This is a genomic window from Nocardioides salsibiostraticola (genome assembly GCF_054783655.1).
This window is the reverse complement of record NZ_BAAGQD010000014.1, coordinates 332,505-347,586: the sequence shown is the minus strand read 5'-3', so window position 1 is coordinate 347,586 and position 15,082 is coordinate 332,505. Positions and strand designations below refer to the sequence as shown.

Genomic DNA, 15,082 nt, shown 5'->3' with positions numbered 1-15,082 from the left:
ACACCTCGACCAACGAAGGCGTCAGTCGGCGTTCGGCCCCGGCCAGTTCTTGTCCGGCTGCGGCACCGGGCGGCTGTGCTTACGGGCCGACCGGCTGCCTCCGCCGGACAGATCAGTCCGCGTTCGGCCCCGGCCAGTTCTTGTCCGGCTGCGGCACCGGCCGGCCGGGCTGCTCGCCGCCACGGGCCTCCAGGTAGCTGTCCTTGGGCACCATCACCTTGCGGCGGAAGATGCACACGATCTTGCCGTCCTGGTTGTAGCCGATGGTCTCGACATACACCACGCCACGGTCGTCCTTGGACTTCGACTCGGTCTTGTCCAGGACGGTGGTCTGGCCGTACAGCGTGTCACCGTGGAAGGTCGGGGCGACGTGGCGCAGCGATTCGACCTCGAGGTTGGCGATCGCCTTGCCGGAGATGTCCGGCACGGACATGCCGAGCAGGATCGAGTAGACGTAGTTGCCGACCACGACGTTCTTGCCGAACTGAGTGGTCTCCTCGGCGTAGTTCACGTCGAGGTGGAGCGGGTGGTGATTCATCGTGAGCAGGCAGAACATGTGGTCGTCGAACTCGGTGACCGTCTTGCCGGGCCAGTGCTTGTAGGTCGCACCGACCTCGAACTCCTCATAACTACGACCGAACTGCACCGGGGACTCCTCAGGCTCAAGAAACGGGATGGGGCTCGACACGAGCCGGGCCCCATCCTGTCAAAGATGTCCCCTGGAGCGGTCAGGTGCCCATCAGGAGCCGCCTCCCCCGGCCTTGCGCCGGTGCATCTGCGGGGCGTGGTCCTCGACCTCGGAGCCGTGCGCCTTCTCCTGCAGCGGACCGTCCTCGTGGACGCCCTTCTCCTTGTTGTTCTTCCGGTCGAGCGCCTCGCGCATCCGCGCCTTGTTCTCGGCGTTCGCGTCGTTCTCAGCCATGGAGCCCTCCAATAATTGCCGGACCGCCACTGTCGCATCAGCACAGGTCGCACGTCGACGCATTTCGGCTGGGGAACCCGGTGAACGGCGGTACCGTCTGATCACCATGACTCGAATCCCGCGCGCCCTCGCCTCGCTGACGCTCGCCTCTCTGCTCACCGGGTCTCTGGCCGGTTGCTACGGCGACGCCCAGCCGCTCGCGCAGGACTCCGTCGGTCCCATCGACGCCTCCGCCCAGCCCAGCGCTCCGGGCGGAACCCTCACCCCGGCTCCGGACCCCGCGGACGCCCGCTACCCACCCTTCGGGCCCACCGACTACACCTACACGCTCGCGGTGGGGTGCTTCTGCGCCGACGGCGGAACCCCCATGGCCATCACCGTCGTCGACGGCGAGGTCACCGAGGCGGTGTACTCCGGGGACGGCCGCGGCGTCCAGAAGGGCGAGACACCCCCGGACTTCCGGGAGCTCACCATCAACGACGTCATCGACGCCGCCAACGACCCCACCCTGGCGTTCGTGGACGTCACCTGGCCCGACGACCAGGACTATCCGTCGGTGATCTCGATCGACCGCATCGCCGAGGCGATCGACGACGAGGTGACCTACTTCCTGAGCGACGTCGAGGTGGGTTGAGCGGTTCGGTCACCCGCGAGGCGGACGCTTACCTGCCTTGACCACCAGGTAGATCGCGACCCCGATGAACACCGCCATGGTGCCGAACAGGGCCACCGACAAGATGATCTCGAAGGCGTTCGGAGCCAGCGGGTCCAACTCTTCAGAGGCCGCCATCACGCCTGGCTCCTGATGAACGTCACCTGCGTAGCCATGCTCCCAGCATGCCACGCCAGCGACTACGGTCAGGGTCATGGAGACGATCGAGGACGTGACCATTCGCGGTGAGGACTGGTACGCCGAGGCGCTCGGATCCCGGCGCTACGTCGACGTCACCTTCGTCGACGTCGACCTCAGCGAGGTCACCTCGTCCGGGGCGCACTTCGAACGCTGCGTATTCCGCAGCTGCCGCTTCAACTCCTCGGTCCACACCGCGACCGCCTTCGTGGCGTGCACCTTCACCGGCTGCAACTTCTTCGACGCGACCCTCGACGGCTGCAAGCTCACCGGTTCCGTGCTCGACGGCTGCACCCTGCGCCCGATGAAGGTCGTCGGCGGCCTGTGGCGCGGCGTCACGATCCGGGCGGGCAACCTCTCCTCGCTCGATCTGGCCGGCCTCGACCTGTCCGAATCCGACCTCTCCATGACCGACCTGCAGGGCACCTCACTGCGCGGCGTACGCCTGAGCGGAGCGGTTCTGCACCGAACCGACCTGCGTAGGGCCGACCTGCGAGGCGCCGAACTCGGGGGTGTCGACCTCACCGAGGCCCGCCTCGGTGACACCCGGCTGGACCTGCTCGGAGCGGTCATCCTCGCCGAGCAGCACGGAGCCGATGTCGACCCTGGGACCGCGTGACTCCGATCACGGTGGACCGCCGCCCACACCGGGGACCTCGGTCGGCATACTGGACACGTCTTTCCACCCCGTCAGGAGCGCTCATGACCACGCCTTTCGACCAGCTCGCCACCTCGATTCTGGCCGGCAAGCCCGCGACCGAGGACGAGGCCCTCTCGGTGCTCCGCGCCCACGACGACGAGCTCCTCGACGTCGTCGCCGCCGCCGGTCGCCTGCGCCGCGAGCACTTCGGCAACACCGTCAAGGTCAACTACCTGGTGAACCTGAAGTCGGGCCTGTGTCCCGAGAACTGCAACTACTGCTCCCAGGCCCTCGGCTCGACCGCCGACATCTTGAAGTACAAGTGGCTCAACACCGAGGAGGCCCTCGCCCAGGCCACCGCCGGACTCAAGGGTGGCGCCACCCGGGTCTGCATGGTCTCCAGTGGCCGCGGCCCCACGAACCGCGACGTCGAGCGCGTCGCCGACATGGTCGGGGCACTGAAGAACGAGCACCCCGACGCCGAGGTCTGCGCCTGCCTCGGGCTACTGAAGGACGGTCAGGCCGAGCGCCTGCGCGATGCGGGCGTCGACGCCTACAACCACAACATCAACACCGCCGAGTCCCACCACGACACGATCGTGCAGACCCACACGTACGCCGACCGCGTCGACACCGTGGGCAAAGCCAAGTCCGCCGGCCTCTCCCCCTGCAGCGGTCTGATCGCCGGGCTCGGTGAGACCGACGAGCAACTGGTCGAGGCGCTCTTCGCGCTGCGCGACATGGAGTCCGACTCCATCCCGATCAACTTCCTGATGCCCTTCGACGGCACGCCGTACGAGAACACCTGGGAACTCAGCCCGGCCCGCTGCGTGAAGATCCTCGCCATGGCGCGGTTCGTCTGCCCCGACCGCGAGGTTCGTATCGCCGCCGGACGCGAGATGCACCTGCGGTCCCTGCAGGCGTTGGCTCTCCAGGTCGCCAACTCCATCTTCCTGGGCGACTACCTCACCTCCGAGGGGCAGGCCGCCGAAGCCGACCTCGAGATGATCCGTGACAACGGCTTTGTCGTCCTCGGGTCGCAGGACGCGGCCGCCCAGTCCGACGCTGCCGCCTCGCACGATCCGGCGAAGCGTCGTCGGGGCGCAGGCACCGCCGCCGTGCCCAACGCCTAGTCGTTCCTCGCGACCTGACCGTGCCTGACTCCTCAGCGCTCCTCGACTTCGATCGCGAGCACGTCTGGCACCCCTACACCTCGATGACCGAGCCCACCCCGGTGCGGCTGGTCACCGGGGCGCAGGGCACCCGGCTCACCCTGGACGACGGCACCGAACTGATCGACGGCATGTCCTCGTGGTGGGCCGCCATCCACGGCTACGGCCACCCCACGATGGACGCGGCGGTCCGGTCGATCGACTACGCCCACGTCATGTTCGGCGGGCTCACCAACGCCCCCGCCATCCGCCTGGCCCAGCGCCTGGTCGACCTCACCCCCGACCCGCTGCAGCGGGTCTTCCTCGCGGACTCTGGGTCGGTCAGCGTGGAGGTCGCGCTCAAGATGGCGTTGCAGTTCCAGCAGGGCCGGGGACGACGCGGTCGGACCCGGATGCTGACGGTCCGCGGCGGCTACCACGGCGACACCTTCGGCGCGATGAGCGTGTGCGACCCCGTCGGCGGGATGCACTCGATGTTCGCCGAGGTTCTCCCCCAGCAGGTCTTCGCCCCTCGCCCACCCGCTCCCGGCGGCGACGTCGACGCCTGGGCCGAGGAGTTCCGCTCGCTCGCCCGCACCCACGCCGACGAGATCGCGGCCGTCATCGTCGAGCCACTTCTCCAGGGAGCCGGCGGGATGTGGCTGTACGACGCCGCCTGCCTGCGCGTGATGCGCGAAACCGCCGACGAACACGGGTTCCTCCTGATCTTCGACGAGATCGCCACCGGCTTCGGCCGCACCGGCACCCTCTTCGCCGGGCAAGCTGGATCATCCGCAGGCGTGGTGCCCGACATCATGTGTGTCGGCAAGGCCCTGTCCGGCGGCTACGTCACGCTGGCCGCCGCGCTGTGCACCGACGAGGTGGCCCGTGGGATCTCGGCCTCGGACTCCGGCGTCCTGAACCACGGCCCGACCTTCATGGGCAACGCCCTGGCGTGCACCGTGGCTCTGGCCAGTCTCGACCTGCTCGAGTCGGCCGACTGGCAGACCCAGGTGGGTGCGATCAACGGTGGCCTGAACCGCGGACTCGCGGCGTGCCGTGACCTGCCCGCCGTGTCCGACGTGCGCACCACCGGTGCGGTAGGGGTCGTTCAACTCGACCACGAGGTCGACGGACGGGTCGCCGCCGAAGCGGCCGCGGCGCTCGGGGTCTGGCTCCGCCCCTTCCGCGACTGCATCTACACGATGCCGCCCTACATCTCGACCGAGGACGACGTCGCCCGGATCTGTGCGGCGATCACTTCGGCGGCAGGGGTCGCCTGATGTGGGAGGAATGGCTCGCTGAACAGGCGGCCGCCCGTGAGGAGGCCGGTCTGCGCCGTACTCTGCGGCCGCGCGGCGCGGACGACGTCACCGTTGACCTGGCCGGGAACGACTATCTCGGCCTCTCTCAGGATCCGGCGGTCACCCAGGCCGCCGCTCAGGCTGCGATCGAGTGGGGTGCCGGGGCCGGCGCCTCCCGCCTGGTCACCGGGACGCTGACGTTGCACGCGGAGTTGGAAGCCGAGTTGGCGGCGTACCTGGGACAGCCGAGCGGCCTGGTGCTGTCCACCGGCTACCACGCGAACCTCGCCGTGGTCTCCGCGCTGGCGGACCGGGAGACGCTGATCGTCTCCGACGCCCACATCCACGCCTCGCTGATCGACGCCGTCCGACTCTCCCGCGCGCGACTGCGCGTGGTGCCGCACAACGACGTGGACGCCGTACGCCGCGCCCTGGCCGACCAGTCCGCCGCCGGGGGCCGGGCGATGGTGCTGTGCGAATCGGTCTACTCCGTGTTGGGTGATCAGGCTCCGCTCCCCGAGCTGGCTGCGGCCTGTGCGGAGACCGGTGCACTGCTGGTGGTCGACGAGGCCCACAGCCTCGGAGTCCACGGCCCCGGCCTGGTCGCGGCCGCGGGGCTGGCCGGTCGTCCCGACGTGATCGTCTGCGCGACCCTGTCCAAGGCGTTGGGCAGCCAGGGCGGTGCCGTCCTCGCCTCCCCCGCGATCGTCGAGCACCTGATCAACCGGGCCCGGCCCTTCATCTTCGACACCGGGTTGAGCCCGGCCGCGGCGGCCGGCGCGTTGGCCGCACTGCGACTGGTGCGGGAGCGCCCCCACTTGGTCGCCCGGATCCGGGAACGGATGATCGACCTGGCCGCCACCCTCGGGGTCGAACCCTCGTCCGGTGCGGTGCTGTCGGTACCGATGCCGTCCCCGCAGGCGGCCCTGGCCGCTCAGGCCGCGGCTGCGGAGAACGGCGTACGCGTCGGTTGCTTCCGACCACCCTCGGTGCCGGACGGCATCTCCCGGCTGCGGATCACCGTCAACGCAGGGGTCGACGAGGACAAGTGGGACCGCGCCACCGCCGTACTGGTGGCCGTGGTCAAGGAGTTCTCGTGACCCGCCGGCTCATCCTGGTGACCGGCACTTCCACCGATGTCGGCAAGACCGTGGCCACCGCGGCGCTGGCTGCTTCCTCGGCCGCCGGCCCCCGATCCGTCCTGGTCGTGAAGCCCGTGCAGACAGGAATCGGGGACGGGTCCCGCGGCGACGCCGACGAGGTCCACCGGCTGGCCGGCTGCAAGGTCGTCACCTTCTACGAACTGGACGAACCGTTGGCCCCGGACACCGCCGCGCGCCGGGCGGGAGTCACCCTGCCCACCGTGGGTGAGCACGCGGACCGGATCCTCGGACTCGCCGGCGACCACGACGAGATCATCGTCGAAGGCGCGGGCGGGCTGCTGGTCCGACTCGACACCGACGGCGGCACCCTGCTGGACCTCGCCACGCACCTGGCCCACACCCTCCCCGACGGGATCGGTCTCGACGTCGTCGTTGTCGTCGGCGCCGGTCTGGGCACCCTGAACCACAGCGAACTGACCGTGCGTGCCCTGCGCGCTCGAGGCATCGAGCCGCACGGGCTGATCGTGGGCTCCTGGCCGGCCGAACCCGGGTTGGCCGAGACCTGCAACCTGGAGGACCTGCCGACGGTGACGGGCCTTCCCATCCTGGCGGTGCTGCCTGCCGGGGCCGGTGGGCTGGATCCCTCCGACTTCCGGACTCAGTCGCAGGGCTGGTTCAAGAACCACCGGTGACCGAAGGGGTCGGTGAAGACCGCGACCCGTCCTGCCGGTGGGCTGTCCTCGGGGCCGCGGGTCATGTCGATGCCGTTCGCCTTGACCCGGGCGGCTGCTTCGTCGACGTCGTCGACCGTGAGGTGCAGGCTCACGCCGGCTCCCCTGCCCACCAGTGGCGCGGCGACGCCGGAGCCCTCGAACTCGTCGGACATCATCCAGCGGGCGCCGGCCACCGCGAGCTCGACGTGGCCGATCTTCCCGCCCATGACGATGGGGTCGAAGACGATCTCGGCACCGAGTGCGGCGGCGTACCAGTCGATGGCGGCGCGGGCGTCGTCGACGCAGAGGTAGGGGGTCAGTTCGGACATGGCTGTCACACTAGGCCTGTGTTCGACACTTTGGAACCGACGTCTAGCGAGGTCTACGAGTACGCCGTGGAGCCGATCTCCCGTGGGCGGCTGCATGCCCTGACCCTCGGCGTACTGGATCTGTGGTGCGCGATGAGCGGCGGTCGGTTCGAGTTGTCGAGCACCGGTCAGGTCGTGGTCCGCGAACGCGTGAGCGGCCTCGATGTCCTGCGGTTCCCCGAGGAGAATCCCGAACAGCTGGCGGCCACGCTTGACCTGGTCGCCGAGCAACTCGCTTCGATGGACCCCGAGGAGTTCCGCGCTCAGTGGGCGCTGCCCATCTGATTGACCCGCCTGATTTCACCAGCCTGGCGGTCGCCGGTGGTGCCAGGGCGCGGCCCGCTCGACCTGGGCGGCCAAGGAGAGCAGCAGGGTCTCCTCGGCAGGCCGGGCCGCGAGCATCACCCCGACGGGTAGCCCTTCGGGGGTCCAGTGCAGCGGCAGCGACACCGCCGGCATCCCGGTGACGTTCCACGCCGACGTCCAGGGGGTGAAGGCCTTCTGCGCCTCGAAGTCCGCAGCCGGGTCGCCGTCGTTGCGCAACGCCCCCACCGGTAGCGGGGGTGCCGCGAGGGTCGGGGTGAGGACGGCGTCGTACGGCGCGAGGGCGGTCAGCGCCTGCGCGGCGAACCGGCGCATCGCCCCGATAGCCAGCCCGAACTCGGGACCACTGACCGCTTGACCCCGATCGGCCAACCACCGGGTGAGCGGTCGGATCAGCGCGGCCTGGGCGTCGGGCAGTGGGACGACCGACTGTGCGGTCAGGACCGCCCAGCAGGTCTCGAACACGGGGATCGCCGCGGCGGGCAACGGGACCGGGACGTCGACGATCTCGTGGCCGAGGGACTCCAGGAGTCGCGAGGCGTCCTCGTAGGCCGTCACGCACTCGGGGTCGACGGCCGCCTCGGCGATCATCGGCTCGACGAACCGGGCGATTCGCAACCGGCCCGGCTCCCGGTCGCAGGCCTCGAGGAAGGTGCCTGAGGCCTGGGGTGCCCAGGACGGGTCGCCCGGCAGGCGCCCGGCCAGTACGTCGAGCATCGCGGCCGAGTCGCGGACGGTCCGGGCGATGGAGCCACTGGTGGATAGGCCGATGGGGTCGCCGTACATCGGGGCACCGCTGATCCGTCCTCGGCTGGGCTTGAGCCCGACCAGGCCGCAGCAGGACGCGGGGATCCGGATCGAGCCACCCCCGTCGGACCCTTGGGCGACGGGCACGAGACCGGCGGCCACGGCGGCTGCGGCCCCGCCGGAGGATCCGCCGGCCATGCGGGTCCGGTCCCACGGGGTGACGGCGGGTGGGTAGCCCTCGGGTTCGGTGTAACAAGGTGAACCGAACTCCGGCGTACTCGTTTTGCCCAGGCTCACCATCCCCGCCGCCCGGATCGCCTCGGTGACGGCGTCGTCGATGTCGGGCACGAAACCGGCGGTCGCCGCCGAGCCGAACTGGGTCGGCACCCCCGCGGTCAGGTTGAGGTCCTTGATCGCCGTCGGCACCCCTCGCAGTGGTCGGGCCCGGCCGGAGTTCGGGGCTGGCCCCGTGACTGCTGTGGCCGCAAATCGCGCCTCGTCCCCGGTGACGGTGATGAACGCCCCCACGTCGTCGAGCCGTTCGATCCGATCCAGGTAGTGCTCGATGAGCTCCTGCGGACTCACGTCCCCGCGGCGTACTTCGGCGCCCTGCTCCACCGCTGTCAGTTCATGCAACTCCACCATGGCCCCGACCGTATCCCCTCACGAAGTTCGCCAAATGGGGGCACGAAGTTCGTCAAATGGGGACGCGAAGTTCGCGGGATGGGGACGCGAGATCGAAGCCGCCCCATTCGGCGAACCTCGACGCCCCATCTGGCGAACTTCGTGGGGAATTTCAGGCGGTGTGGTGGCGGCGCAGACCGTAGGTGAGGCCGTCGACCAGGGCACCCCAGGAGGCCTCGATGACGTTGTGCCCGACCCCGACGGTGATCCAGGAGGACTCTCCGTCGGAGGTCTCGATCAGAACCCGGGTGATCGCGTCGGTGCCGTGACCCTGGTCGAGGATGCGGACCTTGTAGTCGATCAGTTCGAACTTCGTAACCGCCGGGAACGCCTGACCGATCGCGGAGCGGATGGCGGAGTCCAGCGCGTTCACCGGCCCGTTGCCCTCACCGGTCACGACGTAGCGGACTCCTGCTGCGGTGAGTTTCACCGTCGCCTCGGAGATCGCCTCCTCGCCGTCCGCGCGGTGGGTGAGGGTCTCGGTGATCACGCGCCAACTCTCCACATCGAAGTACGTCGGCCGCGTGCCTTCGACCTCTTCGACCAGCATGAGCTCGAAGGAGGCATCGGCCGCTTCGAAGGTGTAGCCGCGCGACTCCAACTCCTTGACCCGAGCGGTGACGCGGGTGATCAGCTCGCGGTCACCCGACAGGTCGAAACCGAGTTCCTTGCCCTTGAGTTCGATCGAGGCGCGACCGGCCATGTCGGAGACGAGCAGGCGCATGTCGTTGCCGACCCCGATGGGATCCATGTGTTGGTAGAGATTGGGGTCGACCTTGATGGCGCTCGCGTGCAGGCCGGCCTTGTGGGTGAACGCCGAGGTGCCGACGTACGGCTGGCGCGAAGCGGGCGGGAAGTTGGTGACGTCGGCGACCGCGTGGGCGATGCGCGTCGACTCCCGCAGCAGTCCCTCGGGCAGGACGGGGCGGTTCAGCTTCAACTGCAGGTTCGCGACCACGGCGATGAGGTCGGCGTTGCCGGTGCGCTCGCCGTACCCGTTGATGGTGCCCTGCACATGCGTGGCGCCCGCGTCGACCGCGGCCAGGGTGTTCGCGATCGCACACCCGGTGTCGTTGTGACAGTGGATCCCGATCCGTCCGCCGGTCGACTCGATGACGTCCAGGACGACGTCGGAGACCCAGGGCGGCAGCATGCCCCCGTTGGTGTCACACAGCGCGGCCACCTCCGCACCGGCTTCGAACGCCGTGCGGAGCACCTCCAGGGCGTAGTCGCGGTTGTCGCGGTAGCCGTCGAAGAAGTGCTCGGCGTCGAGGAAGACTGCCTGGCCCTCGGCGCGCAGATGGGTGATGGTGTCGCGGATCATGGCCAGGTTCTCGGCCAGGGTCGTGCGCAGGGCCAACTCGACGTGCCGGTCGTGAGATTTCGCGACCAGCGTCACGACTCCGGCCCCCGAGTCGCGCAGTGCGGCAACCCCGGGGTCGTCGGCCGCCTTGACGCCGACCTTCCGGGTGGCGCCGAACGCGGTCAGCTTCGCGTGTCGGAGGTCGAGTTCCTTCGAGGCCCGGGCGAAGAACTCGGTGTCCTTGGGGTTGGCGCCAGGCCAACCGCCCTCGATGTAGCCCACGCCGAGACCGTCCAGCTGGCGCGCAATGGTGAGTTTGTCGGCGACAGAGAGGTTCAGGCCCTCCTGCTGCGCGCCGTCGCGCAGGGTGGTGTCGTAGACGTGGAAGTCACCGTGCAGGTCCATCGTATTCGGCTCCGGGATAGTCGGTTGTCGGACGAGTCGTGGGCACAAAAAAACCTCTCGGGGTGCGAGAGGTGGGCGCGTCGAGGAGCTCGACGCGCTAACAAATCTGAATCGTGGGAAGCAGTCGTTGCGGGTGCATGACCCCATCGTGCCATGCGCCCCTCCCGACGCAGCCAGATCTCGCGATCCGGGCTCATCGGACGGCCAGGAAGGGGGCCTGGTTCCCGGGCGTCCAGGACACCCCCTGCGAGGTGACCACCGCCCAGCCGACCATCGCCAGAGCCAGGAGTACGCCGACGCCCAGGAGCCACCACCCGGTCGTACGTGACAGGGGGTTCACCAGTCGGGACAGGGGTGAGCGCACCCGGAAACCACCCGGCCCCCACCACAGGGACACCACGAACACCGCCCCGCCGATCAGCAGCGTCACCTCAGCCGTGGCGGAGGCGGCGTAACAGATCAGGACAGCCGCCAGGGCCAATCCACCGCTCCACAACAGCAGCATGGCGGTTCCCGGCAGCGAACGCACCAGGTGCCACGGCGCTCCCAGCAGCAGTCGGGGGCCGTCGTACCACTTGGCTCCGCGGACGCGACGCCGATCGCGGGTCACGCTCGCGGCCACCGAGCCACCGCGCAGCAACCAGACCAGGACGACCACCACCCCGGCGGCGACCCAGGGAGCCGCGGCGAAAGCAACCGCTGTCGCCGCCGCGCCGGCCACCAGAACCACGCCGCGTCGTACGCGCTCCATGGTGCCCACGGGTGCCACCGCCGGGGCCAGCGAGGAGTAGGGGTCCCAGTCAGTCGCCAGCGCGGACTGGGGATCCCAGGCCTCCTGCGGGCGGAGCGGCGGAGCGGGTGGTGCGTGCTGTGTGGGAGAGGCTGTAGTGAGCCATCGGGTCGGCGCCGCTGCCTGGGCGTCATCGTAGGGATCTGGGTCGTCGGGATCGGTCTCGAGAACCGTCTCCTCGGCCGGTGATCCGTGGGCCTGCGCAGCGAGGGCCAGAGGGACGGTGAACATGTCCTCGGCCGCCGATCGGGGCCCTTCGGCGGTCGGCGGGGGGGCCAGCAACGGGCCCGGCCGGGTGGTCTGCGGACCCAACCAGTCCAAGATCTCCGACAGGCTCGGGCGCTTGGAAGGTTCCGGGTCGAGTGCCGCCTCCACGACGTCGCGCAGGGGGCCGGTGAGACCGTCGAGTCGGTGCTCGCCGCGGCGTACCCGGTCCATGATCGCCACCGACGGTCCACGGCCGAAGGGTGGATTCCCGGTCGCGGCGAAGGCCACCGTCGCTCCCCAGGAGTGGACGTCGGAGGCCTGGCTGGCCTCGTCGCCGTACAGGATCTCGGGGGCCAGGTAGCCGGGGGTGCCCAGCAACCAGCCGGTGTGGGTGAGCTTGGGGTCGTCGGCGACCCGGGCCAGTCCGAAGTCGATCAGGATCGGGGTGCGACCCTCCATCAGCACGTTGGAGGGCTTGATATCGCGGTGGAGTACGCCGACCTCGTGCACCGAGGCGATGCCCTCGGCGAGACAACCCGCGAACCACAGCAGGTCCTGCCCCTCTATCGGACCCTGCTCGGGGACATGGTCGTGCAGCGAGAGGCCAGGCACGTAGCGGGTGGCGACGAACGGGATCTCGGCCCACGGGTCAGCATCCAGGATCTCGGCGACCCATCGACTACGGATCCGTCGCAGCGATCCGACCTCGCGTGCCAGGCGGTGGCGCGCCTCCTCGTCGCCGACGATCTGGGGCCGCAGCAACTTCAACGCGATCCGTTGGCCGCCGGGTTTGCGGGCGAGATGGACGATCCCCATGCCGCCCTCCCCGATGCGCGCGAGGAGTTCGTACTCCCCCACCTGCAGGCCGCTACCCACCCCGTCCCGCGAGGCGGGGGCGTCGGCATCGGCGTGGCTGGTCACCGGGTCAGATTACCCGTGTTGAGCGTGTTCCTTCGGTACGCCGTGATCGGAGTCCACCGATCTCGCGTCCCCATTTGGCGAACCTCGCGTCCCCATTTGGCGAACTTCGCGGGGCCATTTGACGGACTTCGTGTCAGACGATGCGGTGCATCCAGTCGAAGGTGTCCTCGGCGCGGCCGAACTGGACGTCGACCAGGGCCTGGCGCAGGCGCATCGTGAGGTCGGTGGAGGCGGGGGCGGGGACCTCGCCACCGTCGTACTTCAGGGCGCCCACCGGGGTGACCACGGCGGCGGTGCCGCAGGCGAAGATCTCCACGATCCGACCGCTGGTCACCCCGTCACGCCACTCGTCGATCGACAGCTTGCGTTGGGTGACCTGGTGGCCCGCCTTGCCGGCGAGGTCGATGATGCTGGCGCGGGTGATCCCCTCGAGGATGGTGCCGGTCTCCGGGGTCACGATGGAGCCGTCGTCGAACACGAAGTACATGTTCATCCCGCCGAGCTCCTCGATGTACCGACCCTCCTGGCCGTCGAGGAAGACCACCTGGTCGCACCCGTGGGAGGTCGCCTCCTGCTGGGCGACCAGTGAGCTGGCGTAGTTGCCGCCGGTCTTGGCCGCGCCCATGCCGCCGCGTCCCGCGCGGGTGTATTCCTCGGTCAGCCACAGCGTCACCGGCTTCACGCCGCCCTTGAAGTAGGCGCCGGCCGGGCTGGCGATCACCATGAAGGTCACGTGCTGGGCCGGTCGGACGCCGAGGAACTTCTCGGTGGCGATCATGAAGGGCCGGATGTAGAGGCTCTTCTCGCCCTCGTTGTCCGGCACCCACCGCTGGTCGACCTCGACCAGCGCGTCGACCGCGGCGACGAAGTCCTCCTCCGGCAGCACCGGCAACGCCAGACGATGCGAGGAGCGCACCATGCGCGCGGCGTTCTCGCCCGGCCGGAAGGTCCAGATCGAACCGTCGCCGTGCCGGTAGGCCTTCATGCCCTCGAAGGTCTCCTGGGCGTAGTGCAGCACCGAGGTCGCCGGGTCCAGACTCAGCGGGCCGTACGGCGTGATCCGGGCCCCGTGCCACCCGTCGGTGGGCGTCCACTCCACGGTGAACATGTGGTCGGTGAAGTGGGTCCCGAAGCCGGGGTTCGCGAGGATCCCCTGAAGGGTGGCGTCGTCGACCGCGGTCTGTGAGTGCGTGGTGCTGATCTGCATGGACGACACGTTAGTTGCTCCTTCAAGAAATGGAGCGGCGACTAGCGCAGCCGCTCGGAGATGGCGTCGCCGACCTCGGAGGTACGCCGCGCAACACCGGGGGCACGGTCGGCGAGGTCGGCCAGGACAGCGGTTTCAACCGCAGCAGCGGCATCGGCGTGTCCCAGGTGGTCGAGCATCAGGGAGACCGACAGGATCGCTGCGGTGGGGTCGGCCTTCTGCTGACCGGCGATGTCCGGCGCCGAGCCGTGCACCGGCTCGAACATCGACGGTGCGGTCCGGTCGGGGTTGACGTTTCCGGAGGCGGCCAGGCCGATGCCACCGGTGATCGCGGCGGCCAGGTCGGTGATGATGTCGCCGAAGAGGTTGTCGGTGACGATCACGTCGAAGCGCGACGGGTCGGTGGTCATGAAGATCATCGCGGCGTCGATGTGCATGTAGTCGACGGTGACGTCGGGGAACTCCGCGGCGACCGACTGGGTCAGGCGCCACCACACGGCGCCGGCGTTGACCAGCACGTTGGTCTTGTGGACCAGGGTCAGCTTCTGACGCGGACGGCGCTGGGCTCGGGCGAAGGCATCGCGCACCACTCGCTCGACGCCGAAGGCGGTGTTGACCGACACCTCGGTGGCCACCTCGTGCGGCGTACCGACCCGCAGCGCCCCGCCGTTGCCGGTGTAGGGACCCTCGGTGCCCTCACGGACGACCACGAAATCGATCTCACCGGGCTCGGCGAGGGGTGAGGTGACGCCCGGGAAGATCCGCGACGGCCGCAGGTTGACGTAGTGGTCGAGCTCGAAGCGCAACCGCAGCAGCAGACCCCGCTCCAGGATGCCCGGCGGCAGGTTCGGGTCGTTGGGCTTGCCGCCCACCGCGCCGAGCAGGATTGCGTCGTGGCCGCGGATCTCTTCCAGGACCGTGTCGGGCAGGACCTCACCGGTCGCAAGGTACCGCTCGGCACCGAGGTCGTACTGCGTCGGTGAGATCTTCACCGGAGCGACCGCCTCGAGCACCTTGAGCGCTTCGGCGGTGACCTCTTGGCCGATTCCGTCGCCAGGGATGACGGCGAGGTTCAGCGGGTTGTCACTGGAGGAGTTGGTGGCGTTCATGGGGCGAACGTTAGTTGTCGTCGGGACGTTCTTCCGACTCGTCTCGTTGATCGAGGGTCTGGTGCTGTTGCTGCTGCAGTTGTTGGTGCAGCGGCTGGATGTGGAGGCGGTGCTTGGCCGGGCCCCACTCGAAGTAGTGATCGAATGTGGATCCATCGAATTCGGCGTGGTCGAACATGACATGTCCTCACTGTGGGAGTGATCGAAACGGTACGCCCTGGCAGGGGCGCCGGAAGGGACCTCGAGGTCACCCACGCGGCGGGCGGCGGCGTAATCCCGGATCACGGGTGGACGCACGGCCCTGCGAGGAGCGGATCGCGCTGGGCAGCGGGGG

The 15,082-nt window shown here is 69.3% G+C and carries 17 protein-coding genes; 8 read left to right on the top strand and 9 right to left on the bottom strand.

Annotated elements, in window-relative coordinates; translation table 11 throughout:
* Positions 1–112: 112 nt before the first annotated feature.
* Together ACYVLV_RS09040 and ACYVLV_RS09035 are read right to left on the bottom strand one after the other, a co-directional pair.
* On the bottom strand, positions 113–646 hold the full coding sequence (locus ACYVLV_RS09040; RefSeq protein WP_460809289.1) for a MaoC family dehydratase: 534 nt from the start codon (positions 644–646) through the stop codon (positions 113–115).
* Positions 647–739: 93 nt separating this feature from the next.
* Positions 740–922: a DUF5302 domain-containing protein gene (locus ACYVLV_RS09035; protein WP_460809287.1), complete on the bottom strand. Its 183-nt coding sequence runs from the start codon at positions 920–922 to the stop codon at positions 740–742.
* A 106-nt stretch (positions 923–1,028) separates the two neighbouring features.
* On the opposite strand from ACYVLV_RS09035, the gene ACYVLV_RS09030 reads away from it, so the two are divergent.
* The gene (locus ACYVLV_RS09030) at positions 1,029–1,556 is read left to right on the top strand and encodes a DUF6174 domain-containing protein (protein WP_460809285.1); all 528 of its coding nucleotides are present in this window, start codon (positions 1,029–1,031) and stop codon (positions 1,554–1,556) included.
* Positions 1,557–1,565: 9 nt separating this feature from the next.
* Here ACYVLV_RS09030 and ACYVLV_RS09025 read toward each other — a convergent pair whose 3' ends face one another.
* The gene (locus tag ACYVLV_RS09025; RefSeq protein ID WP_460809283.1) at positions 1,566–1,715 is read right to left on the bottom strand and encodes a hypothetical protein; all 150 of its coding nucleotides are present in this window, start codon (positions 1,713–1,715) and stop codon (positions 1,566–1,568) included.
* Between the two features lie 73 nt (positions 1,716–1,788).
* Between ACYVLV_RS09025 and ACYVLV_RS09020 the strand changes: the two genes are divergently transcribed.
* The 5 genes from ACYVLV_RS09020 (at position 1,789) to bioD (ending at position 6,662) form a co-directional block, all read left to right on the top strand.
* The gene (locus tag ACYVLV_RS09020) at positions 1,789–2,391 is read left to right on the top strand and encodes a pentapeptide repeat-containing protein (RefSeq protein ID WP_460809281.1); all 603 of its coding nucleotides are present in this window, start codon (positions 1,789–1,791) and stop codon (positions 2,389–2,391) included.
* Positions 2,392–2,474: 83 nt separating this feature from the next.
* Positions 2,475–3,545, top strand: a complete 1,071-nt coding sequence (bioB, locus tag ACYVLV_RS09015; RefSeq protein WP_460809279.1) for a biotin synthase BioB — start codon at positions 2,475–2,477, stop codon at positions 3,543–3,545.
* Positions 3,546–3,565: 20 nt separating this feature from the next.
* On the top strand, positions 3,566–4,846 hold the full coding sequence (locus tag ACYVLV_RS09010) for an adenosylmethionine--8-amino-7-oxononanoate transaminase (protein WP_460809277.1): 1,281 nt from the start codon (positions 3,566–3,568) through the stop codon (positions 4,844–4,846).
* On the top strand, positions 4,846–5,967 hold the full coding sequence (locus tag ACYVLV_RS09005) for an 8-amino-7-oxononanoate synthase (RefSeq protein ID WP_460809276.1): 1,122 nt from the start codon (positions 4,846–4,848) through the stop codon (positions 5,965–5,967). Before ACYVLV_RS09010 ends, ACYVLV_RS09005 begins: the two co-directional genes overlap by 1 nt.
* Complete coding sequence (gene bioD, locus ACYVLV_RS09000) at positions 5,964–6,662, top strand: dethiobiotin synthase (protein WP_460809275.1); 699 nt, start codon at positions 5,964–5,966, stop codon at positions 6,660–6,662. Before ACYVLV_RS09005 ends, bioD begins: the two co-directional genes overlap by 4 nt.
* Here bioD and ACYVLV_RS08995 read toward each other — a convergent pair.
* A complete protein-coding gene (locus ACYVLV_RS08995; protein WP_460809273.1) occupies positions 6,629–7,012 on the bottom strand; it encodes a VOC family protein in 384 nt (127 codons plus the stop codon). The genes bioD and ACYVLV_RS08995 overlap by 34 nt on opposite strands.
* An 18-nt stretch (positions 7,013–7,030) precedes the next feature.
* Here ACYVLV_RS08995 and ACYVLV_RS08990 point away from each other — a divergent pair, with 18 nt between their 5' ends.
* The gene (locus ACYVLV_RS08990) at positions 7,031–7,336 is read left to right on the top strand and encodes a hypothetical protein (protein WP_460809271.1); all 306 of its coding nucleotides are present in this window, start codon (positions 7,031–7,033) and stop codon (positions 7,334–7,336) included.
* A 15-nt stretch (positions 7,337–7,351) separates the two neighbouring features.
* Here the strand turns inward: ACYVLV_RS08990 and ACYVLV_RS08985 are convergent, their stop codons facing one another.
* From ACYVLV_RS08985 to ACYVLV_RS08965, 5 genes are all read right to left on the bottom strand, one after another.
* Complete coding sequence (locus tag ACYVLV_RS08985) at positions 7,352–8,767, bottom strand: amidase (protein ID WP_460809269.1); 1,416 nt, start codon at positions 8,765–8,767, stop codon at positions 7,352–7,354.
* A gap of 151 nt (positions 8,768–8,918) precedes the next feature.
* Positions 8,919–10,514: a citramalate synthase gene (gene cimA / locus ACYVLV_RS08980; protein WP_460809268.1), complete on the bottom strand. Its 1,596-nt coding sequence runs from the start codon at positions 10,512–10,514 to the stop codon at positions 8,919–8,921.
* 193 nt (positions 10,515–10,707) lie between these two features.
* On the bottom strand, positions 10,708–12,432 hold the full coding sequence (locus ACYVLV_RS08975; protein ID WP_460809266.1) for a serine/threonine-protein kinase: 1,725 nt from the start codon (positions 12,430–12,432) through the stop codon (positions 10,708–10,710).
* A 133-nt stretch (positions 12,433–12,565) separates the two neighbouring features.
* Positions 12,566–13,639 carry a branched-chain amino acid aminotransferase gene (locus ACYVLV_RS08970; protein ID WP_460809265.1) on the bottom strand — a complete coding sequence of 358 codons (1,074 nt, stop codon included), beginning with the start codon at positions 13,637–13,639 and terminating at the stop codon, positions 12,566–12,568.
* Between the two features lie 41 nt (positions 13,640–13,680).
* Complete coding sequence (locus tag ACYVLV_RS08965) at positions 13,681–14,748, bottom strand: 3-isopropylmalate dehydrogenase (protein WP_460809264.1); 1,068 nt, start codon at positions 14,746–14,748, stop codon at positions 13,681–13,683.
* On the opposite strand from ACYVLV_RS08965, the gene ACYVLV_RS08960 reads away from it, so the two are divergent.
* Entirely contained in the window at positions 14,747–14,950 is a 204-nt protein-coding gene (locus ACYVLV_RS08960) for a hypothetical protein (protein ID WP_460809263.1), read from the top strand. The two genes, ACYVLV_RS08965 and ACYVLV_RS08960, sit on opposite strands and share 2 nt — an antisense overlap.
* Positions 14,951–15,082: the final 132 nt, after the last annotated feature.

What these genes read in the sequence shown, in the direction of transcription:
- ACYVLV_RS09035 (WP_460809287.1), bottom strand. Translation starts at nt 922, where the DNA reads ATGGCTGAGAACGACGCGAACGCCGAGAACAAGGCGCGGATGCGCGAG.
- ACYVLV_RS09030 (WP_460809285.1), top strand. Translation starts at nt 1,029, where the DNA reads ATGACTCGAATCCCGCGCGCCCTCGCCTCGCTGACGCTCGCCTCTCTG.
- ACYVLV_RS09020 (WP_460809281.1), top strand. Translation starts at nt 1,789, where the DNA reads ATGGAGACGATCGAGGACGTGACCATTCGCGGTGAGGACTGGTACGCC.
- bioB (WP_460809279.1), top strand. Translation starts at nt 2,475, where the DNA reads ATGACCACGCCTTTCGACCAGCTCGCCACCTCGATTCTGGCCGGCAAG.
- ACYVLV_RS09005 (WP_460809276.1), top strand. Translation starts at nt 4,846, where the DNA reads ATGTGGGAGGAATGGCTCGCTGAACAGGCGGCCGCCCGTGAGGAGGCC.
- ACYVLV_RS08995 (WP_460809273.1), bottom strand. Translation starts at nt 7,012, where the DNA reads ATGTCCGAACTGACCCCCTACCTCTGCGTCGACGACGCCCGCGCCGCC.
- ACYVLV_RS08985 (WP_460809269.1), bottom strand. Translation starts at nt 8,767, where the DNA reads ATGGTGGAGTTGCATGAACTGACAGCGGTGGAGCAGGGCGCCGAAGTA.
- cimA (WP_460809268.1), bottom strand. Translation starts at nt 10,514, where the DNA reads ATGGACCTGCACGGTGACTTCCACGTCTACGACACCACCCTGCGCGAC.
- ACYVLV_RS08970 (WP_460809265.1), bottom strand. Translation starts at nt 13,639, where the DNA reads ATGCAGATCAGCACCACGCACTCACAGACCGCGGTCGACGACGCCACC.
- ACYVLV_RS08960 (WP_460809263.1), top strand. Translation starts at nt 14,747, where the DNA reads ATGGGGCGAACGTTAGTTGTCGTCGGGACGTTCTTCCGACTCGTCTCG.
- ACYVLV_RS08965 (WP_460809264.1), bottom strand. Translation starts at nt 14,748, where the DNA reads ATGAACGCCACCAACTCCTCCAGTGACAACCCGCTGAACCTCGCCGTC.